Annotated in this window: 15 protein-coding genes; 8 read left to right on the top strand and 7 right to left on the bottom strand. The window is 57.9% G+C overall.

Annotated elements, in window-relative coordinates:
- Positions 1-271 precede the first annotated feature (271 nt).
- From RR_RS03225 to RR_RS03200, 6 genes are all read left to right on the top strand, one after another.
- Positions 272-1408 carry a Gfo/Idh/MocA family protein gene (locus RR_RS03225; protein ID WP_011222643.1) on the top strand — a complete coding sequence of 379 codons (1137 nt, stop codon included), beginning with the start codon at positions 272-274 and terminating at the stop codon, positions 1406-1408.
- A gap of 237 nt (positions 1409-1645) precedes the next feature.
- Entirely contained in the window at positions 1646-3151 is a 1506-nt protein-coding gene (locus RR_RS03220; RefSeq protein WP_011222642.1) for a lipopolysaccharide biosynthesis protein, read from the top strand.
- 58 nt (positions 3152-3209) lie between these two features.
- Positions 3210-3710 (top strand): hypothetical protein, encoded by a 501-nt coding sequence (locus RR_RS03215; protein WP_011222641.1) that lies wholly within the window; start codon positions 3210-3212, stop codon positions 3708-3710.
- A gap of 165 nt (positions 3711-3875) precedes the next feature.
- Entirely contained in the window at positions 3876-4790 is a 915-nt protein-coding gene (locus RR_RS03210; protein WP_004965544.1) for a hypothetical protein, read from the top strand.
- Between the two features lie 315 nt (positions 4791-5105).
- A complete protein-coding gene (locus tag RR_RS03205) occupies positions 5106-7304 on the top strand; it encodes a carbohydrate-binding domain-containing protein (RefSeq protein ID WP_049938555.1) in 2199 nt (732 codons plus the stop codon).
- 4 nt (positions 7305-7308) lie between these two features.
- Complete coding sequence (locus RR_RS03200; RefSeq protein ID WP_004965548.1) at positions 7309-8568, top strand: hypothetical protein; 1260 nt, start codon at positions 7309-7311, stop codon at positions 8566-8568.
- Positions 8569-8594: 26 nt separating this feature from the next.
- On the opposite strand, the gene RR_RS03195 is transcribed toward RR_RS03200, so the two are convergent.
- The 4 genes from RR_RS03195 to RR_RS03180 all read right to left on the bottom strand — a co-directional run bounded on the left by RR_RS03195 (position 8595) and on the right by RR_RS03180 (position 13816).
- Positions 8595-9863 (bottom strand): hypothetical protein, encoded by a 1269-nt coding sequence (locus RR_RS03195; protein WP_007190653.1) that lies wholly within the window; start codon positions 9861-9863, stop codon positions 8595-8597.
- A gap of 63 nt (positions 9864-9926) precedes the next feature.
- Positions 9927-11123, bottom strand: coding sequence for a sulfatase-like hydrolase/transferase (locus RR_RS03190; RefSeq protein ID WP_004965552.1), 1197 nt, complete (start codon positions 11121-11123; stop codon positions 9927-9929).
- A 136-nt stretch (positions 11124-11259) separates the two neighbouring features.
- A complete protein-coding gene (locus RR_RS03185; protein ID WP_004965554.1) occupies positions 11260-12216 on the bottom strand; it encodes a glycosyltransferase family 2 protein in 957 nt (318 codons plus the stop codon).
- Between the two features lie 118 nt (positions 12217-12334).
- Positions 12335-13816: a sulfatase-like hydrolase/transferase gene (locus RR_RS03180; protein ID WP_011222637.1), complete on the bottom strand. Its 1482-nt coding sequence runs from the start codon at positions 13814-13816 to the stop codon at positions 12335-12337.
- Between the two features lie 199 nt (positions 13817-14015).
- Here RR_RS03180 and RR_RS03175 point away from each other — a divergent pair, with 199 nt between their 5' ends.
- Positions 14016-15431, top strand: a complete 1416-nt coding sequence (locus RR_RS03175; RefSeq protein ID WP_011222636.1) for a sulfatase — start codon at positions 14016-14018, stop codon at positions 15429-15431.
- A gap of 31 nt (positions 15432-15462) precedes the next feature.
- Here the strand turns inward: RR_RS03175 and RR_RS03170 are convergent, their stop codons facing one another.
- The 3 genes from RR_RS03170 to RR_RS03160 form a co-directional block, all read right to left on the bottom strand.
- Positions 15463-17271, bottom strand: a complete 1809-nt coding sequence (locus RR_RS03170) for a hypothetical protein (protein ID WP_011222635.1) — start codon at positions 17269-17271, stop codon at positions 15463-15465.
- Between the two features lie 171 nt (positions 17272-17442).
- Positions 17443-18684, bottom strand: a complete 1242-nt coding sequence (locus RR_RS03165) for a glycosyltransferase (protein WP_011222633.1) — start codon at positions 18682-18684, stop codon at positions 17443-17445.
- Positions 18681-19883 (bottom strand): glycosyltransferase family 4 protein, encoded by a 1203-nt coding sequence (locus RR_RS03160; RefSeq protein ID WP_011222632.1) that lies wholly within the window; start codon positions 19881-19883, stop codon positions 18681-18683. The genes RR_RS03165 and RR_RS03160 overlap by 4 nt, the downstream gene beginning before the upstream one ends.
- Positions 19884-20126: 243 nt before the next feature.
- Here RR_RS03160 and RR_RS03155 point away from each other — a divergent pair, with 243 nt between their 5' ends.
- On the top strand, positions 20127-21272 hold the full coding sequence (locus tag RR_RS03155) for a glycosyltransferase (RefSeq protein WP_007190660.1): 1146 nt from the start codon (positions 20127-20129) through the stop codon (positions 21270-21272).
- Positions 21273-21284 lie beyond the last annotated feature (12 nt).

Here is a 21284-nt window from a genome sequence, read left to right as displayed (position 1 = left end):
TGGTCAGTCCACGGGTGAATGGGTAGTTAGTTGGACATCCGGTTGTCCTGCTTGGAATTCACCAGAATCGGAGTGGTTAAGAGTCATATAATACACCGTTCGTGTGCTAAAACCAGACGAGATGGCGCTTATACCTTTCTCTGGTAGAATGATACCGAAGTTTCGGATAGATTGTCACGGTAGGATTGAGAGAGCAGGCAGTCGGTGGGGACTGCCTGAGTAAATCAGTACGAGGTTACTACTATTGAGGCTACTATCCCACCTTCCATCGATGACTTACACTGTCGCAGTCATTGGGACCGGTGCAGATCCGGACGACCCGGATACCGACGGGTTCGCAATGGCATACAGACACGCAGGCGCGTACAAACGGCTAGATTCGTGTAAACTCACCGCCTGTGCTGACGTCGTCCCGGAGAATGCAGAGAACTTCGGCGAACGATGGAATCTCCCGGATGGGAACGTCTACACGGACACTGAGAAAATGCTCGATGCTGTCAAGCCCGACATTGTCAGCGTCTGCGTGCCGCCCCACATCCACGCACCTGTCGTGATGACGTGTGCTGAGAGTGGGGTAATGGACGCCATCCATTGCGAAAAGCCGATGGCAACGAGATGGGAGGACTGTCAAAAAATGGCATCGGCCTGTAAGCGGGCTGGTATCCAGCTTACGTTTAATCATCAACGGCGGTTCGGAAAGCCGTTCCGGAAGGCCAAGTCGCTGCTTGAAGACGGGAAAATAGGCTCGTTGGAGCGAATTGAACTCGGTGGAAAAAATCTATTCGACTATGGGTCACACCTGTTTGACCTCTGTGGGTACTTCACTGACCAGACGATGTCGAAATGGGTGATGGCTGGGATCGAATACAGCGAGGAAAACGTGCAGTTTGGGGCCCACAACGAGAATCAGGCCATCGCACAATGGCGGTATACGAACGGTGTCAATGGGCTTGCATCGACAGGGGACGGTGGTATTGTCGACTGTCATATGCGGCTGCTGGGCTCAGACGGAATGATAGAAATCGGTGGCGAGGTTCCGCTACGGGTCCGGACTGGCAACAGCTGGACAACACTCGACACTGATGGAGAGGACGTACATGGTCCCAACGAGACAATATTCGACGCTGCAAAGCAGAAGATCAGCGCTCACATACCGGGAGCCACTGTAGAAAACGCGAGGCCTGAAAGCTATATTGACCGTGCCATAGCGGACACCGTCGACGCACTTGCCACAGGCCGTGAACCTGAACTCTCAGCTGACAACGCACTGCAGGCAACGGAGCTTATATTCGGGTGCTGGGAGTCCGCCCGGCGGTGCGGACAAGTCGATTTCCCACTGGAAATTGATGACAACCCGCTGGAATCGATGGTCGAAAGCGGACAAGTACTCACTGCTGACAAACAGTAAATCCCAGTCCACTCAAACAGTTGGACACTGAGAAGAGGTGTCGGGATACACCCTGATAGTTCGGCTGCGTCACGGTTACCCCGCCCATAACAAACAGATGGTATCCAAAGTATGTAGCAACGGAGAGCCTATGCAGGCACAGCAATACAGAGTATTGAGTCGGAAGAACGAACTGGTGTCGGTCAATCGGCCTGATGATCTGGCTCATCACATACGTGGCAGAGAGTTTAAGCGACAATGCTAGATAAACTGAAACGACTGATAAAGCGGCTGCTCCCGGCCAGTGATGATGTTATGGAGCAGGCTGTGAAGAGTGGCGTTTGGGTTGGCATAATGAACGTCACTGAACGGGGGCTAGAGTTGCTATTGCTAGTCATCGTTGCTTCACTGTTGTCCCCGCGTGCATTCGGGTTGATGGGGATAGCGCTGTTAACACTCTCCTCACTCAAAAAGTTCTCCGAGTTGGGCATCAAGTCCGCTCTGATACAGGCCGAGGAGGACAACGTCGACGACGAACTCAACACGGCCTGGACAATCGAGACAGCCAGGGGGACCGTAATCGCCGTGATCCTGTTCCTTGGGGCCCCATTTATTGCATCGTTGTTCAACGAACCTGCGGCGACCGATCTGTTTCGAGTCATCGCCCTTTCGCCGTTTATTGTCGGGTTACGAAACCCTGCTGTCGTCTATTTCCAGAAGAGTCTAGATTTCCACAAAGAGTTCGTCTACAGAGTTAGCGGCGCGGTGGCATACTTCGTCGTCACCGTAGGCATAGCTCTGTATAAGCCAACCGTCTATGCACTGGCAATCGGATTCATCGCCGGCGACGCCGCCCGGTTTCTCGTCTCATATATCGCAGACGGGTACCGGCCATGGCCTTCGTTTGACCTTGATGTTGCAAAGAAACGTTACAGTTTCGGCAAATGGGTTACGGCCAACTCGATCCTATATTTCCTGTACAGTAGAGGGGATGATGCGTTTGTCGGCTGGGCGCTCATGGCAAGTGCACTGGGGTTTTACCAACTCGCCTACCGGCTTTCAAACGCGCCAGCGACCGAAATCACACAGACAATCTCAAGTGTGACGTTTTCGGCGTATTCGAAAGTACAGAATGATATCGAGAAGCTGCGGTCCGGATACTTCCAGACGCTTAGAATGACCACATTGGCTTCATTCCCAGCAGCGATGGGTATCGCAGCAGTCGCACCCGCGTTCGTCGAGGCGTTTTTTACCCCTGAATGGCAGCCGATGATACCAGTAATGCAGTTGCTGGCTATCTATGGGCTATTGCGTTCAATGGGTGCAACGATGGGACCGGTCTGGAAGGCGGTCGGGCGACCTGACTATATCGCCAAGCTCTCCGCTGTACGCGTGACCCTTATTGCGATATTCATCTACCCGACCACGATGATGTATGGTATTGAGGGTACCGCAGCCGTCATTACGGGCATCTATATCTTCCCGATGATGCCGATAGACACCTACCTTATTGCCCGGACTGTCGGAACGTCTCCGGTTCGGGTCCTCAGAGAGGTTTCGTATCCACTGGTGGCAAGTCTTGGGATGGCAGCCGCAGTGACCTACGTCTATCAGACGGTGACTCTTAATGCGCCAGTATTGGAGTTTATTCTGTTAATTCTCGTAGGTATCGGAGTCTATGTGGCTCTGGCTCTGGCTCTCATGTTTAGTTTCAATTGGGAAGTCAAGCAGAACCTCGAATCAATATTCGATGCGTTAGCGTGATCAAAATGAGACAGACAATCCAGATCAATCGACCCGGCGAACAGAAGAGGAAAGGGCGATGAAGCGACGAACAGTGCTTGCTGGCGTCCTCCCGTTTTTACAGGGTACGCGTTGGTTAGATCGGTTGCTGCTCGTCAATCAAGGTGAGATAGTTCAAAAGCGGTTCGTCGGCATCGCCGGAGGGGAGACGACTGAGATTGTCGTCGTTGACGATGACGGGACAACTGTTTCGTCCGAGCACAAGGGGCTGCTTGGACAGTCACCGGAGGAGATATCGCCAGCGGATGCAACTTCGCTTCGAGAAACGTACGATGCTATACAATTCCACGTCACAGTCAACCACCACAGCAGCAGTCTCGAGCTGTTCAGTCGGACCGGAACGGTGGATTACCGGACATCGAGGGCGCTCTACAGCGGGACCGCGGTGGGTGACCACATTTCGTTTCAGACATCTCTCCTCAACGGTGACACCATCATCTCGCTGTCCTGTCTCGCAAGCGATAGGGAGTCCCTGCAGCGTCGGTGTCGGGTCGGCATCGACGACCCGACCGGGGAATGACAGGAGCGTGCGGCGTCGCCTCCGGGTCGCGGACACTGCACGGCGAGGGCGGGTTGGGGGCGGCCTATCGCATTCGGATTGGTAGTGGGACCGGAATTACGGTAGCAAAGTGAGCCGGTTTTAGACGGTATAACAATACGTCCGACAGCGGTCCCACCAGTAGAGATGTACACGCTGGAGTCGTTGAAACACGGCCTCGATGAACCACACAAGATTTTCCAAGAGGTCAACCGCCTTTACTATCGCCGACTACGGACGTGGCCGTACAACCGTGACGGCATCGACGTCTTTGCCAAGGACTGGGACCACCTCCTCATTTTGGATGCGTGTCGCTACGACATGTTCGAGGAGCAGAGTTCGCTTCCCGGGAAACTCGAGTCGGTGGAATCGAGGGCGTCGGACACGAAGGAGTTCCTCAGAGCGAACTTTCACGGGCGCGAGTTCCTCGATACGGTGTACGTAACGGGAAGCCCGATGTTGCACAGGCATCGAGACAAGGTAGAGACGCGGTTTCACGACGTCGTCGACGTGTGGAGGGAGGACGGATGGGACAAGGAGTACCGGACGGTCCTCCCAGAAACGATGACCGAAGCCGCGATACAGGCGAAAGAGCGGTACCCCAACAAGCGACTGCTGGTCCACTACCTCCAACCGCACTACCCGTTCCTCGGGCCGACCGGACAGGAGCACTTCGAATTGGACAGGCTCAATTTCGAGTGGTACAAGCTCCTCAGCGGGGAACTGGACGTCTCCGACGAGATCGTCGAGCGTGCGTTCAAGGAGAATCTCGACGTGGTGTTGCCCGAGGTCGAACGGCTCTTCGATGAGTTCTCGGGAAAGACAGTCGTCACCGCGGACCACGGGCAGGTCATCGGTGAGCGGAGTTTCCCCGTGCCGATACGGGAGTACGGACACCCGGGCGGGGTGTACGCCGACGGACTGGTCACGGTTCCGTGGTTGACATACGAGCGCGGCGAGCGTCCGGAAATCACCGCTGAGAATCCCGCTGGTTCCGACACGACCGACCAGGATAGAGCGACTGCCCGCAAGCGACTCGAGCATCTCGGCTACGTGAACTGACTCGGAATACAGGTCGCGTCGTCGCCGGACCGGAACCACGCGGCTGAGGCCCGGTAAGCAAGTCAGGAACTGGATTTGCCAGCGGGGCACTCTGCCATATCTTACTGTTAATTCCTTCCTACTTCTGCACCTATTCGGCAATATCGGCAGACGTTCGATAGTTTGGCTGTCATTTTCGTTTGTAATTTCCTTCCAGTACTGGTACGCAAGATACATTGAATGGGATGGCAAGATATATTGAATGGGATGGCAAGTAGTTCAAAAGCCACCCAACCCGCAACAACGAATAAAATAGTAAATAGAGATTACCGGAGTGTGACCAACGAAGAACAGAATCGCTCGCACGACAGTGAAGAGGTGTCGCGGGAGGACAGGAGGCCGACGGACACGACCGTCGTAGACCGACGCACATGCCTGAAATTAGCAGGCATTGCCACCGCGTCCCTGGCGGGATGTACCGGTAAAGGTGGTCCTACCACAGTCAGTTCGACGGCACAGTTCGGCTACGGCGGCGAGCCAGCAGTGACGTCCCAGCTCGCCGCGGTCGATGTTTCGGATGTGGCCGGAGACGCCAGCGTGGCGAAGTCGGTCAGCAGCCTCAACGTCGGGTCTCCGCTCTCGACGACGCTGTCTCCGAGCTCGTCCGACCTCTTCACGTTTCGGCCCGACACCGAGGACGTGACGGTCAAGTTTACACCCGGCCCCGGCACGGGGCCCGCTGCCCTTGGGGTGTTCAACCCCGACGGCGAACTGGTGTCGCAGGCGTACGCGAGTTCGGCGGCCCCCGTGTATCTCCCGGAATCGCTCTCTACCAGTGCGACATATTACCTGCAAGTCATGGACATCGGTCGGAGCGGTGGCGATTACTCGCTGACCCTCTCGACCGGCAACACGACGCAGTCCCAGTCTCCGTACGAGGGAACAGTCCGGTCGATTCCGGGCCGTATCCAGGCCCAGAACTTCGACATCGGCGGCGAAGGCGAGGCGTATCACGACACGTCCAACGGGAACATCTACGGGTCCGCCAACCGGGACACCGACGTGGACATCCGACCGACGGGAGACGAGTCCGGGAAGTACAACGTCGGCTACTTCCAGGCCGGAGAGTGGCTCGAATACACGACCACTGTCTCGCCGGGGACGTACGATATCAGCCTGCGAGTCGCGTCGGCGCTCTCGGACGGCCAACTCGAACTGTTCCTTGGCGACCGGGCCCTCGCGACCATCACCATTCCCAAGACGGGCGACTGGACCTCGTGGGAGACCGTCACAGTAGAGGACATCGAAATAACGACCGAACAGCAATCGACGCTGCGGGTCGAGGCGCTGGACTCCGGCGTGGAGTTCAACTGGGTCGAGTTTGAGAGAGTCGATGGGCAAGACCCCTACAACGGGACGCCCGCCACGATTCCCGGCCGTATCCAGGCCCAGAACTACGACACGGGTGGGGAGGGCATCGCGTACTCCGACACGACGGCCAGCAACGAGTACGACACCGGGTACCGCGACACCGACGTCGACATCCGGGAAACCCAAGACAGCACCGGGGAGTACAACGTCGGCTACTTCGAGGACGGCGAGTGGCTCGAATACTCCGCCGACGTCTCGCCGGGCCAGTACGACATCAAGGTCCGCGTGGCGACGACCCGGGACGACAGAAAGCTCCGGTTCACGCTCGGCGAGCAGACGCTCGGAACACTCGACGTCCCGAACACGGGCGACTGGACGGCGTGGACAACCGCGACCCTGGAGGACGTAAACATCGACGCCGACGGGCAGCAGGTTCTCCGGGTCGAGGCCGTCGGCTCCGGCATCGACTTCAACTGGGCCGAGTTCGTCGTCGCCGGCAACCAGCCGTTCGATGGCGTCCCGGTTCTGCCGGGTCGGGTGCAGGCCCAGAACTACGACCTCGGGGGCGAGGGCGTGGCGTACCACGACACCACCGCCGGGAGCGAGTACGACCTCGACTACCGCGACTCCGACGTTGACATCCGGCAGACGCAGGACGTCTCCGGGGAGTACAACGTCGGCTACTTCGAGGACGGCGAGTGGCTCGAATACACCGTGGAGGTGCCGACCGGAACCTACATCATCGACGTCCGGGTGGCGACGACCCGTGACGACAGGCAACTGCGGGTGTCGATCGACGGCGACCGGGTCGGCACGGTGGCTGTCCCGAACACGGGCGACTGGACTACCTGGGAGACGGCGACGCTTCCGGATGTGACGGTCGATTCCGGTGGCGAACACGTCATCCAGGTCAAGGCGGTCGGTTCCGGTATCGACTTCAACTGGTTCGAGTTCCGGGACGCGGCCAAAACGGAGACCGAAACCGCGACGCCGACGGAGACCGAGACGGCCACACCGACTGAAACGGCGACGCCGACACCGACGGAGACCGAGACGGCCACACCGACTGAAACGGCGACGCCGACACCGACGGAGACCGAGACCGCGACCGACGACCTCGGCAGCGAAGGCTATGGGATGGGTGGGTACGGGGGTACCCAGTAAAACAATGTCAGAACGATACAACACGCCCGCGGAGGGCACGCTAGATTGGCACGTACCGCTCAACGAGAACTTCAAGAAGCTCGACAACCACGTCGAACACCGGGACGCCGAATCCAACATGGACCAGTATGCGCCCAACGCCGGTGCGAAGTTCCTCGCGACGGATACGGGGACAGTGTATCTCGGAGACGGTGACATGTGGAACCCAATTGGGGACATTACACCCTCGTCTACGGGGTCGAAGACCGCCGACGACGGGACGATAATCGCGTCGCCCGGCGACCTCCAGTCCGCGATCGACGACGCTTCGAACGGAGCCGAATGGGGCAAGCGGCCGACCCAGACCGTCCGGTTGGTTTCGGGTGAGAACTACACCGTTTCGGACACAATTAAAATACGGCGCGGCGTCCGACTGGAGTGCAACGGCGCCAGAATCGTTCCCTCCGGTGACTTCGACGTCATTGAGATGTACCGGGAGAGCCAGCTCATAGAGCCACATATCGACTCCCGGAACCAAGGCTGGAGTTCGACCCAAATCGTCGTCGGTGCCGACGACGCTGCAAAACTCGAGGCCGCGAACCGGGCCTGGGTCCGAGACGCCTACCTCATGGGCGACAAGGGCGCTGGAACGGGCCTCCAGTTCCGCGGCGGAAGCGGTGGCCCCTGCTCGATGCAGTGGGCGACCGGAACTATCAACGGGTTCAAGCGTGCGATAGACCTGTACGCGGCGGGCGGCGACACCAGCGGCCAGGGCGACTGGTCGAACGGCAACCACTTCGAGGGGCTCATCCGAAACTACGAAATCGGGGTCTCGATGCGGTCGGAAGGCGCGGCCGTCACTGGCAACTCCTTCCGTCTGCAGGCGCAGCCGAACCCGCGAGTCAGTAAGTGGCTCTGGTACATGGAAGACGACCCCCGCTCCAGCTCTCAGCGCGGAGACTCTTCCTACGTCAAGAAGGGGAACGCCATGCTGGTGAAATCCTGGGACAACATCAATTACGAAAAGAACCCGTACTACGATAGCAGTGACCGCAAGCCTCCGGTGTGGTACATCGGAAAGGGCAAGCAGTACGCGAATTCGCTGTACGATTTCGGTGGCCTGATGGGCAACCAGTACATCGTCAACAACGCTGACACCCCTGACAGGAACGGTATTCTCACCGGCCACGGTGGGCATGTGACGGGGACTACGGAGTGGAGCCAGCCGCCGAACTACCAGCGCAATGACAGCCGTAACTGGCACCACGAATCACGTAACTCGTAGCGACTGCTGTCCAGAAGGCCCTGGTTTCAGCTGTTCTCGGACTCCGGGTGCCATCTTCGACTATCGTTTCGGTCGTATGCGGGGTTGAACCGGAGCTGTGCCGTTCCAGTGACCTCTCCGCCGTGTGCGGTGAAGATCCCGTTTCGGTCGGGGTTGTCGGAGTTGTTCACGATGAACTCGTTTCCCAGCAGGCCACTGAAATCGTATATGGAGTTCCCGTAGCGGGTCCCTCGCCCGAGATACCATATCGGAGCCCGTCGGTCCGCATCAGAGCTGTAGGGGTTGTTCGCGCTGTAGTTGTTGACGTCCCACGGATACACGAAGAGGGTGTTGCCCTTCATCAGGTAGTTCTCGCTGTCCCGTTCGCTTCGGGGGTCATCCGCCATCCACAGGAGCCATTCGCTCCGCTTGCTGTTTGCCTGTACTTGCGCCCTGACCGTGTTCCCGCTGACCGCTGCACCTTCCGATCGCATGCTAATCGCGACACGGTAGTTCCGAATAGTGCCCTCGAAGTGGTTGCCGTTCGACCAGTCGCCCTGGCCGCTGGTGTCGCCGCCCGCCGCGTAGAACTCCAGTGCGGTGTCGAATCCATTGAGTATACCGCTGGCTGCTTGCATTGAACACGGTCCGTCCTGTCCGCGAAACTGCAAGCCAGTGCCCCGTCCCGGCTCACCGAGCAAATAGGCGTCCTGTACCCAGGCTCGGTTTGACGGTTCTAGCTTGTCGGACTCCTTGGTACCGATGAGGACTTGAATCGACTGCCAGTCCATGTTTCGCGTGTCAATGTGGGGGCGGACTAGCTGTGTCTCACGGTGAAGCTCAAAAACATTGAAATCGCCGGATGGGACGATTCTAGCGCCGTTGCACTCCAGCCGGACACCGGATTTGAGCGTAATTGTATCGGATATTTCATACGTTCGTCCGGAAACGAGACTGATAGTCTGTGTGGGTTGCTGACCGAAGTTGGAGTTCGTCGCGGTCGCATCGATTGCCGCTTGGAGTTCGCCCGGTGGAGCAATCACTGTTCCGTCGGCCGTCCGAGTGAAACCGTTCCGGACGACGTTGACGGAGGCTCGTCGCTGCCACTCGTTCCCGTCGCCGAGATAGACCTGTCCGGTATCCGTCGCGAGGTACTTCGCACCGGTCTTCGGTGTGTACTGACTGCGGTTCTCCTCCGTATCCCGAATCTCGACGTCGCCGTCTATACGCGAAAAGTTCTCGTTGAGCAGTACGTCCCAATCTTGTGCACCCCGAGGCGGTCGGTTGTACGCGTGGTTCGCTGTGTTATCGGCCACAATATCTGTGTGCAAGACTCCCCCTGTGAAAATTATAATATGGCTACCGAAACGCTGTCCCCGTTATAGATATCCCATCTCTTCGAGATGCTCCGTAGTGGCTGCATCTATGTCGTGTTCGTTGCCGGCGGTCTCGCCTTCGAGAATCAAGTCGATTTTCGACTGGGCCTCGGACTTGTCGAACCCGGGGAGCCCGTACGACGCGTGTCCGGGCGTGAACATCTTGTACGATTCGAGGACGCGGTTCCCGTATCGGACTTGCTTCCCGAACGGCTTCTGTAGCAACAGGACGAGGTAGATGAGCGAGGCAGTGACGTGTGACCCGTCGACGAAAACGTGACCACCGTTCGCATCCCAGAGACTCTGGATGGTCCGCTCGAATCCGCCGGTCATCTGGAGCAGACGTTCGAGCGGGTCGGCAAGGGTCCCGTACCGGATGTGCCGGAGGTGATTGTATCCGGTTTTGCGGTCGGCGCCCTCAATAACCCCGTCTGTTTCTCCGATGTCGACGTCTTGTGCCATCGCGTCGGCGACGGTCGGCACCAAGTCGACGTGGTGGAAGAGACCGTCGACCTGTCCAGGTTCGAGCTCGGGATGGATGAACGTCGTCGGCACGTAGACGACTTCGGGCGTGGCAGCGTGTGTGTGTCCGAAAAACCCGTACTCGCCGAGGAGTTCACCGTGGTCGCTCGTGTAGACCACTAACGTGTCGTCGGCGAGCCCGCGCTCTTTCAGGACACCGAGGACGCGCTGGAATTCCTCGAACGAGCGCTCCACGCCCCGCTCGTAATCGATTCGTGCTTGTTCTGGTTGATTCGAAATCCTGTCGAAATATTCGGCGGCAGTCTCGTCCGCGTACTCGTACTGCTCCCACTCGAACCCATTGTACGGCGCATGTCCACCGGGACGGCGGACAACGTGGACGAATGGCGGCCTCGCTTCCTCGATAGTCGTCCGTGCCGGAGAGCCGAAGATGTCTGCGATGCCGTCGTTCATCCCTCCCTCAGACCCCATCGACGTCTCGTATGTCTCGATATCGAAGACAGACCGCACGTCAGGGGGGACTGTGTGTTTGAAACTGTGGATTCCGCTCCGCGGCGGTAATAGTCCAGTCAGCAGACTCCCAAACGACGTCGGGGTATGAGTCGACGCTGCGATGGTCTTGTGCGTCGGCCCGAAATCAGACAGCGTGTCCGCAATCGCATCGTATCTAACAGCGTCGTCGACGTAAATGAGGACGTTTTCGACATCCAAGTTCATACTATCTGTCCCCAAGACTATCGGAATCAAAGTAAGAGAGTTATTAAACAATTGTACAGACGGTGCGCGCGAGGGGGTGAGTTCAAGCCACGATTGCAACTGTAGCGAGCCGACCGGCGGTATTACTAGTCAGTTCCTACTTGTGGATGGTATCCGTCCTGACCCGGTGGAGCAGACTGGCTAGCGTGTGTGCCGCCCCGTAGGTGTACTTCCCGCCATATGCGACCAGAGCGTACACGAGCCGTGATCTATCGAGGGGATGGTATCGGAGCGCTTTGAGGAAGTATTTTTTCGCATCGGCGTAGTATCCGTTTTTCAGTGCCTCCTGTCCAAGTGATTCGGTCGTCGCGGCCATGAACGCCCGCTCACATCGCCACCCGTACTCCGCGGCGAGGTCCCTGTGTTTCTCGATAAACAGTGGGTACGAGATGTCGCGCTTCTCCTCGAAGTTATCGCTGATGCTGTCTTCTCCGGTCTTGCGACGCCGAGTGGTGAGAGCCTCGGGGACGGTTTTGAACTTGCAGTGACAGGACAGTCGCAGGAGCCAGTCGCGGTCCTGCCAACTCGGAAAGTCTGTATCGGGGAGCCCAGCGGCCATAGCGACATCCCGGCGTACCATTAGGGTGGTGAATTCGCCGAGGGAGCGACCGCGGAGCATCTCTTCGGTGACGTCCCCTTCCAGCGAGAAGACGACCGTTCGAACGTAATCGTCGTACACGTACTCGGAACCCGTGTAGACGACACCGACCTCCGGGCTGGCCTCGCGGAACACCGCCACTTGCTTTTCAATTTTTGACGGGGCCCAGTCGTCATCATCGTCGAGGAAAGCGATGTACTCGCCCGTCGATTCACGTATTCCCGTGTTTCGGGCCTCGTTTGCGCCCCTGTTTTCCTCGTGTCTGATTATCTCGACGGTCAGTTCGTCGAACGAGAGCGGACTGAGCGTGTCCGCCGCCGGGGTCGGTGAGTGGTCGTCAACGACGACAAGTTCGATGTGACGGTACGTCTGCTCCTGAACGCTCTTGACGGCGTTTCGGAGGATTTCTGGGCGGTCGTACGTCGGGAGGACAACGCTGACGGGTGGCTCGTTCATATCTATTGTATGATTTCTGATGTGTCAGGAGACTCGGTCGAGTGTGTCGTCCGCTGCCAGGTCGTGGTCCGGCGTAATTGTGAGTCTTCTATTATGCGGATGATAAATCGGGCGAGTGTCACTGTAGGTACCCCAAGTCTTCGAGGCGCTCTTTTTTATTCGCGCTGATGGTATTGCTGTCCGACGTTCCGCGAGCGAGGCGACCGAGTTCGTCTCGGAGGTCTGTCCCGAGGAGCTCACAGATGTCCGGATGTATCGATGCGACGTCAATCCATTCGATAGGGTCGTCATCGCGGTCGTACAGTTCAGTGTCGTCCGGTGCCTCGATGAATTTCCAGTCGGTTGTTTTAATCGCTCGAAGCGGGCGATCGAACCGCGTCGCAGCCTCATCAAACGACTCCACTGCCTCTCGGAGCGAATCCATCGACGGCTGCGGGACGAGATACTCGGCGATTGCTCTGTCCCGTACGGGAACGGTGCCGTCCCGGGGAACCAAACTGTGTGTCGAAACGTCCGTATCGGCCGGCTGCTCAGCGCCCGCGAGGTCTGTAACGGTCGGATACAGATCCCGGAGTTCGACGGGTCCAGAAACCTCCTCTTCGTCAAACAGTTCCGGGTATCGTATGACGAGAGGGACGTGAATCAGTGTCTCGTAGAGGCAGTACTGGTGGTCCATCAGCCCGTGTTCGCCGATGTTCTCCCCGTGGTCTCCGACCAGAATGATGGCGGTCTCGTCGAGAATACACTGTTCAGCAAGTGTATCGTAGAGCCGTTCGAGTTGCGTATCAAGATACGCCAGCTCTGCCTCGTACAGGCCTTTGAATATTTCTACGTCCGCATCGGTCAGCTCCTGGTCGCCGGCGACGTACTGCCAGGGGTCCTGGTTGAGGTCCGAAACGCGTGACGGGTCGGCACCGTCAGGCAGGTACTCGTCGAGAAAGGGCGCGGGCGGTTCGTACGGAAGGTGTGGTTCAACGTAGTTCAGGAAATAGAAGAACGGGTCGTCCTCCGTGCCGTTCTGTTCCAACCATTCGACCGTTCGTGAGGTAGTGTGGTGTGCCCCATCATCGTGACGTTCCGCGAGGAACTTCGCGTAACCGGTAGTAAGCGTGCCTTTGAGGAGGTCGACCGGGCCCTGCCCCCGAAACACATCCAGAATGGTGTCGCCGGTCGCCGTCGTGTTCCGGTTGCTGATGACGCTCGAAAGCTCGGGGGCATCCCAAAAAAGGTCCCACTTCATCGAGAACTCGTCGAAGCCGGCATCGAAGCCGAACTCCGGACTTATCCAGACGTTTCCAGAGATGCCCGCCGTTCGGTAGCCTGCGTTGGAGATTCGGGATGCGAGCGGCTCGGAGTCCGGGTCAAAGATGTGGTTTCCGGCGTGGACGCCGTGTGATGACGTGTACTTTCCGGTGAACATCCCGGCATGAGAAGGGAGAGTCCACGGCGCAGTGGCCGTCGCATCGGTGAATGTCGTTCCGTCACTCGCAATACGTGACAGCGTCGGCATCAGTCCGGATTCGAGACCCGGGAGCACCGTGCGCGCACGTGCTGTGTCGAGAACTATCAACAGCACGTTTGGCCGTTGCTTCAGTGACATTGGGACCCAATTTTTCACCGACGGGTATAGTTATACGAGTTAAAACTGACCAATCTTCAGCTACTTCGCGTACAGTGTTTTATCGGCCGATAGAGTCTGCAGGCCACCGGCGGAAGAATCGCTGGACTTCGCAGACGTTCGATGAACAGCCGGTGTACGTAGTCATTAACAAACTGCCAACGCCGAATCTAACGCAGTAATGAGCGAGTCAACTGCTCCGTCTAATATCATCTGGATTACTCTAGACAGTATTCGATACGACCGTACCACGTTAGATGGCCACGCGCGAGCGACGACGCCGAACATGGAGCGTATCGCCAATCAGGCGGGCGGAGTCAGTTTCAGTAGTTGCATTGCCGCCGCGAACTGGTCACTGCCGTCGGCAGCATCGATACACACCGGAACCTTTCCCGAACACCACCGGACAGGCTACGGTACGAACAAGCTGCCACAGAGCGTCAACACCGTCGCCGAGCGACTTCAGGAGGTAGGGTATCAGACGGTTGGTGTCTCGGCGAACCATTACTTCAGCGAATCTACCGGCCTTTCCCGTGGGTTCGAAACGTTCAAACACATCAATCCGACCGACCTATTCAGAGAGGTTAGCCCGCGTACACTGCTCCGTTTCCTCAGCAACTTGCGGTCCCATTCAGGCGGCCTCAGTACGGAGAAGACGAAACACCGGCCCGACTTCTTCGTCAACGAAGTCGTAAAGAAGCAGGTCTCGTCCCGAACCGAAAGGGAGGAACCGTTTTTTCTGTCCGCACACTACCACGGCGCACACCTCCCGTACTATCCGCCGCCGGCATGGCAGGACCGGTTCTCGTCGGACCTCGTCGAATCGCCAAGAGCAGCGAGCGAGCGGGCCTTCAAACACACCGCCGACCTTCACCGAGGAATCGCCAATGTCAGTGAGTTCGGCGAAGCGGACTGGAACGCTTTGAACGTGATGTACGACACGCTCGTAGCGTACTCTGACTCACTGATCGGAGAACTCTTCGACCATCTGAAGGCGCTCGACCTCGAGAACACCGTTTTCGTTGTGACCGCCGACCACGGTGACCTCCTCGGAGAGTGTGGCCTGCTCGGTCACAAATTCGTCCTTCACGATGGTTTGATTCACGTCCCGGCCGTCGTACACGGGCTCGATTCAGTGGCCGATAAACAGGACGAACTCGTCCAGCATATCGACATCGTTCGAACGCTCGTCGAGATTGCTGGCGGCGATACGACCGATTTCGATGGCATAGACCTCCGGAACGAACGACGGACAGCTGCACTCAGCCAGCGTGCCGCTGACATCCAGGGCCCGCTCTCGGCGATACAAGAACATGACCCGTCGTTCGATACCGGGTACTTCGACGATGCGGCGCTTAGTTCGCTCCGGACCCACGACTTCAAATATCAGCAGAGTGCGGAAGGTGACGTGCTGTTCGAACTCCCCGACGAACAGTCAGACGTCTCAATGTCGTACCCCGACCGCAGGGACGAACTCAAGGCGGGCCTCCAGAGGCGGCTAAGCGAAATCGACAGTCAGAAACTCGATGGGGAAGAGGTCGAGTTCAGCGACGACATCAGAGACCAACTTTCCGACCTAGGATATATAGTCGAGTAATACCGCTCCGAAAGCAGAGTGCCGAGCCAGATTATTCCGCGATATCCTCATCCACTTGTGGGGACACTCTCCAGGCCGTGTACCCGCCATTCACGTAGACTTTGTTCGCCGTCGAATCCCGTTCTAACTGATTCAAATGGGACTCGCCATATCGGAAGAGGAACTCTTGCTGTTCCGGCGTGTAGTGGGAGGCAGTGTGTCGTTTGCGGTCGTACGTCTTCGTCACGAGATACGCACTGCCGTACGTATCTGCCGCCCTCACATCTGGTCCGGTGTAACCCAACCCATCCGGAACGTTGTTCTCCGTAGTGATGCCTCTCGGCCATAGGCGGTCGTGGTTGCTCGACAGCACGAACTCCTTCATTTTGTGTGACGTATCCATCGAGTACACGGGCTCTTCAAGGTTATATTTCGTCGACACATACTGCGTCCCGTCGTACTCAGCGTGGGTGAGATGGCGGTTCGGTTCGTATGCTGCCTGGGCACCTAATCCAGCCGCGAGAAGCACTACGAGCGCGGATAAGACTATCAGATATGACCGCTGTCGCTCGAAGATGTGTAGAATGAGCATCCCAATAGCCACTGCGGCAAAGAGGATAGCGTAGCGTGACAGACGGATGTGGCCCTTGACGACGAGGTCACGAAGCAAGAAGAGCACTGCCAGTGTTACACCGGCCATGAAATGGGTCGCGCTGAGGCCCCAGTCGTAGCGGTTGTTTCTGCGGAGGAAGGCGACGAGAATGATTACGAGAAAGAGGCCCGCGGTCAAAAAGTAAAGGAACACGCTACCGTAGAGGTCGACGAATTTCCAGGCTAGCTGCACCGGAGTGAACGAAACCGATGTGGCTTTCGCCAGTTCCTGAGCCGCCGGGCTCGACCCTTTGTCCGGTCCGAACATATTGTACATAGACACCTCCGTTTGCCGGAAGCCCTGTAACCAGATAAACTGAAGCGGCAGGAAGAGCGCACCCAGACGGAGACTGAGCGTCTTGATTGAGCTATCGAAGATGCCTCGGTACAGGATTGAATACGCCGCCGTCACCGTAATCATCCCGATCATGAACAGCGTCGTCATCGGGTGCATGTAAATGACCGCGAGACCCAGCGTAACGAGAAGTAAGAGGTACGTCTTCTCGTTCGTCTGGCGGTACCGTTCGAGTACGAGCAGAACAACCGGGAGTAGCATAAAGGACAAGATGGCAGGATGTGCCGAAAGGTGGAACGTGGTGTACAGGAGCGGCGCGCCGACCGCTAGTCCGGCTGCAATGCTTTCCCGCCGCTGACTGAACAGACGGACGACGGCACCGATGGCCACGATATGTAGTAGAGTGAACGCGAAATTGATGCCGTATTGGGTGCTCGTCAGCGGAAGGCCGAGCATGTGTAGTTCCGCCATCAGAACGTGTTCGCCGGGATACCAGATGCCGGGGAGTCCCCCGGTTTCGACGATGGCCTGGACGTCCCCGAGATGCCGGAGTTTATCAGCCTCACCGCGTCCATATAGCTTGTACCCTCGGGCAACTGGCAGGAACATGTATATGAGATAGTTCGCCAGCAAGAGGGCCAGTCCGTGTCGCCAGAACGTGGTGCCGGTAGCACCGGCGAAAAACAGCAGTACGATGCTACCGGCTAATATCGTATAAAAGAGGAGCCAGTACGTCGACGGGAGTGACTCGACGATCGAGGTTTCGTATCCCGTTGCCAGTTGGATTCGAAGAAACAGGAAACACTCGGCGAGGAGGAGGCCCGATAGAATGACGGCGAGAGTCGTTTGCAGATGGCTATCAGTAAACCCGACCCAGTTGTCGAGGCGGCGTTCGAGATTATTTACGATACTCATCGCCGATGGAGAAAGATGAAGTTACTACCTGTGACACGGTTCACGTCCGCTTGTTCGGTTTTGTAACAATAAGTAAATGCGGCATAACGGGCCGCCGACGCGAGTCGGACAGGGTTGGCAGTGCCGCGGACGACAGTATCGTGCATATCGGAGTCAGGTATCGTTTTCGTATTATCCGGTGTTATTGTCCCGTCTCTGTCGGCTGTCGAGAGAGCGATACAACCGGGTGTAGCGAGAGACCATCTGTTCGACGGTGAACATGTTTCGAACACGGTCGTATCCCTTCTCCCCGTAGCGCTCCCGGATCGTGTGGTCCGCGAGCGCTCGCATCGCCGCTGCCATCTGTGTGGGCTCCTCGGGTGTAACCAATCGTCCGGTCTCACCGTCAAGGACGACTTCTCTCACGCCGTCAATGTCTGTGGCAACAACTGGGCATTCGGCGGCCATGGCTTCGAGGATAGTCACCGGCAGTCCCTCAAAGGCCGATGCAGAGACGAAGGCATCAGCAGCCGCGTAATACCCGTGAATCTCCGGAACGCGTCCGGTGACCGTCACAGCCTGGGACAAGCCCGCGTTCTGGACCTTCTCTCGGAGCGATGCTTCGAGCGAGCCCCACCCGACGATGAGAAGATGTGCCGACGGCACGCTGTCGACAACTTCTTCCATCGCCTCGATGAGCGTCTCCTGTCGCTTCTGGGGTTCGTATCGGGCCACGTTGAGATAGAGCGGGTCAGAGCCCGAAAGGTTCCACTCCTGGCGGACGACACTTCCGTCAGCCGCGTCCACGGAGCCAGCGAAGGCGTCCGCGTCAATCCCGTTGGGAATCGTGGTCCACTGCCTACCAGCATCGTGGTGAAAGACCTCGCTCTCACCGGTGAAAGCCGTCTGAACGCCCTCTGAGACGGCAATGGTCCGAGAATCGAGCGGTCGGGTGATACGTTCCGCTACCCGCTCTATGGGATGATAGTTCGCCGGGACGTTGTGCTGTGTGCTCACGATTTGGTCGATGTCGGCTACGGAGCCGACGAGTCGTCCGAGCGATTGTGAGTACGGCAAGTGGCAGTGGAGGATGTCGAACGATGCCCGGTGGAAGAAACGGAGCATGCGCGGGAGCGAGCGTGGGTCGAACTGCGGGAACTCCCCGACCGCTCCAAAGTCGACAACGCGCGCGCCTGCGTCCTCAAAATCTTTCTGGAGCGTGTCGTCACCGCCGAAGAAACAGACCGTGAAATCGAACTGTTGGTCTCGCGTTTGCTCGACGAGGTTCAGGACGATAGTCGGTGCGCCATCAGGTGCGAGTTTGTTGATGAGAAAGCAGACGCGTAAGGTCTCGTCCGGAGATTGGCGGGAGGTTCCATCGTAGCTGTCGGTACCCGTCGTGGGAGCTTCGTGTGCCGTGTCTGAGCGGTTCATTGCTCATGCTCCGTGTTCGAGCCGGCGGGTATCACTTGCTCTTCGGCCTGGCCACTGTCGACCTGTTGCTGGGAGGGCGTAGACGTAGAAATAGTACCGAGGGTCTGTGTCGTCTGTTCTACCGTTTCGGACCAGTCGTATTCTCGCATAACGATCTCCCTGCCTGCTTGGCCGAGCTTTCGTAACGCGGCTCTATCGTCGAGCATCGAAGACATGGCATCAGCTAGTGCCGTCGTGTCCCCGACCGGCACCGTCCGGCCAGCCTGCTCGATTACCTGTTCTGTCTGTTCCAGTCGGGTGCTGAGAATGGGTGTGGCACACGCCATCGATTCCATGACGCTTCGTGGGAACCCCTCTGTTCTACTAGCGAGCACGAACAGGTCCGCGGCACGATATACCGCCGGCATCTCCTGATACGGAACCCGTTCAAGAAAACGTATCGACTCGCGCATGTTTTCTCGCTCGACAATCTGTTCTAGCTTGTCCCGGAGCGGCCCGTCACCGCAAAAAAACAGTTTGGCCTCAGGTATATTATTTTGTACCGTCTGAAAGGCTTTCAGAACGTCCCGGGGCCGTTTCCCTTCGACCAGACGACCGACAAAAACGACTGCCGGACCAGTGGCATCGGTTATCCGGTCGTACGTTGCGCCGACTGGCGTGAATCGGTCGACGTCTATCCCGTTGTGGATGACGCGGATATCGGAGGAGACACCGAGGTCCCGAAGTCGCTCGCGTTCGGGCGCAGTGTAAGAGAAGAGCACGTCCGCCGCGTTGTATGTGAACCGTCCGACAGTGTTGAGATGGAACCGAGAAAACCATTCGGGGACTCGTTGAGACATAAGTCCATGACACGTAACGGCAAGCGGGATGTCGGTTACCCGACTGTAAGCCGCCGTGAGGTTGCTCGAAAAGAACAGGTGTGAGTGAGCGTGTACCACGTCGTACTCCCGAGCGTTGCGGAGGTACTTCACCGTCCCGGCGAACAGCGCGTTACCGAACAGTTCGATGCGCGGCGACAGACGGACAAGGGTGTACCCGGCTCTCTGTTCTGTCTGTGGCTTGGATTGGTCGTTCGAGACGGTCAGGACCGTCACATCGTGTCCCATCTCGGCTTGGTCGCGGCTTAGAGCGTGTATGTGATAAGGTGCTCCCCCAACTTTGTCTGGAAAGATATCTTGGGCGACACGTAGGATGCGCATTCTGTGCAGGACGCTTGCTGTCCGATACTTATTGTTAAGCCTGTGCTTTCTAGGGTATCACAGTCCTAACCAGATATCTGCTCCGGAGCGGAATTTGTGCGTTGGCGAGTTTGTCGCCAAATTCTGCCGTAGTCTCCGAGCCAGTTTGCGGACCGTCCCGCGACGTGCGATACGGCAAAAATACGTGATACGCCTCGGGTAGGAAGATAATAAAAAAAGCCTACTGACCGAGACAATGTCGATATGACAGGGCAGAGACCGCTGGCGTTCTACGTTCCGTCCCTAACAGTCGGGGGGGCTGAACGAGTGACAGTGACAATCGCGAACGGGTTGGCCGAGCAGGAGTACAACGTCGACCTCCTCGTCTCGTTTTGTGAAGGCGAGTTCAAGAAAGAAGTGCGAAGCGACGTTCGCCTCATCGATCTGGAGACCCCGTCTATCCCGGGAATCGGTATCGGTGCCGCTGTCCCGGCACTCCGCAGGTATCTCAGGACCGAATCACCGAGCATGATCTTCTCGCAGATGACGTACGCCAACGATGTCTGTCTCTTCGCACACGGATTGGTCGGCTCCGATGCGGTCGCGGTTCCGACGGTCCACAATACCCTCGGAGTGCAGGAATCGCCGAAAGAGAAGTTCGTTGAGTGGCTCGCGGGCCGGCTTTCCGACCGGGCGGATCAGTTCGTTGCCGTTTCCGATGGTGCCGCCGAGAGCATCGTCGAGCACGTAGGAGTCAGTCCGGAGGACGTAACCGTACTGCACAACCCGATTCCCGTCGAAGAGGTCCGTATGCGGTCCCGAGAGCCGGTAGATCACGAATGGGTCGGCGTTCCAGAGTACGAGGTCGTGCTCGGCGTCGGCCGCCTCGAACCACAGAAAAACTTCGGCTCATTCCTCAAAGCGTTCAAACGGGTTCACGAAGCGCGCCCGCAAACGCGAGCAATCATCGTCGGTCGGGGGTCCGAGCGTGGCGAACTCAGGCAGTTGGTACGGGACCTCGGCATCAGTGATAGAGTCTCGTTTCCGGGCTACGTCGACAACCCCTACGGCTACATGGCCGGTGCATCCGTGCTAGCCATGTCGTCAGTACACGAAGGGCTCCCGACAGTTATCATCGAAGCGCTAGCGTGTGGCTGCCCGGTCGTCTCGACGGACTGCCCTAGCGGTCCCTACGAAATTTTAGAAGGTGGAGAGGTCGGACCGCTAGTGCCGGTCGGGGACGAAAGCGCCCTCGCAGACGGGATACATACCACTCTGGCCGACCCACCGCAGAAAGAGAGATTAATCGAGCGGGCGCGCGATTTCGCCCCGGAGGCCGTGCTTCGGGATTACGAGGCGTTCATTCAAGCACACTTGCCTACCGCAGCCCCTGCTCACAGAACTGCCTGACTCAAGCGGGAT

The sequence above is a fragment of the Haloarcula marismortui ATCC 43049 genome, from assembly GCF_000011085.1.
GTDB classification, from domain to species: Archaea; Halobacteriota; Halobacteria; order Halobacteriales; family Haloarculaceae; genus Haloarcula; species Haloarcula marismortui.
Note: the sequence above shows the minus strand (reverse complement) of the source record. Positions and strands in the feature narration are given on the sequence as shown.

Bases quoted from the DNA above. Each gene is read 5' to 3' on its own strand.
- RR_RS03160 (WP_011222632.1), bottom strand. From the start codon at position 19,883: ATGCGCATCCTACGTGTCGCCCAAGATATCTTTCCAGACAAAGTTGGG.
- RR_RS03190 (WP_004965552.1), bottom strand. From the start codon at position 11,123: ATGAACTTGGATGTCGAAAACGTCCTCATTTACGTCGACGACGCTGTT.
- RR_RS03200 (WP_004965548.1), top strand. From the start codon at position 7,309: ATGTCAGAACGATACAACACGCCCGCGGAGGGCACGCTAGATTGGCAC.
- RR_RS03155 (WP_007190660.1), top strand. From the start codon at position 20,127: ATGACAGGGCAGAGACCGCTGGCGTTCTACGTTCCGTCCCTAACAGTC.
- RR_RS03215 (WP_011222641.1), top strand. From the start codon at position 3,210: ATGAAGCGACGAACAGTGCTTGCTGGCGTCCTCCCGTTTTTACAGGGT.
- RR_RS03170 (WP_011222635.1), bottom strand. From the start codon at position 17,271: ATGAGTATCGTAAATAATCTCGAACGCCGCCTCGACAACTGGGTCGGG.
- RR_RS03210 (WP_004965544.1), top strand. From the start codon at position 3,876: ATGTACACGCTGGAGTCGTTGAAACACGGCCTCGATGAACCACACAAG.
- RR_RS03185 (WP_004965554.1), bottom strand. From the start codon at position 12,216: ATGAACGAGCCACCCGTCAGCGTTGTCCTCCCGACGTACGACCGCCCA.
- RR_RS03175 (WP_011222636.1), top strand. From the start codon at position 14,016: ATGAGCGAGTCAACTGCTCCGTCTAATATCATCTGGATTACTCTAGAC.
- RR_RS03225 (WP_011222643.1), top strand. From the start codon at position 272: ATGACTTACACTGTCGCAGTCATTGGGACCGGTGCAGATCCGGACGAC.
- RR_RS03165 (WP_011222633.1), bottom strand. From the start codon at position 18,684: ATGAACCGCTCAGACACGGCACACGAAGCTCCCACGACGGGTACCGAC.
- RR_RS03220 (WP_011222642.1), top strand. From the start codon at position 1,646: ATGCTAGATAAACTGAAACGACTGATAAAGCGGCTGCTCCCGGCCAGT.
- RR_RS03180 (WP_011222637.1), bottom strand. From the start codon at position 13,816: ATGTCACTGAAGCAACGGCCAAACGTGCTGTTGATAGTTCTCGACACA.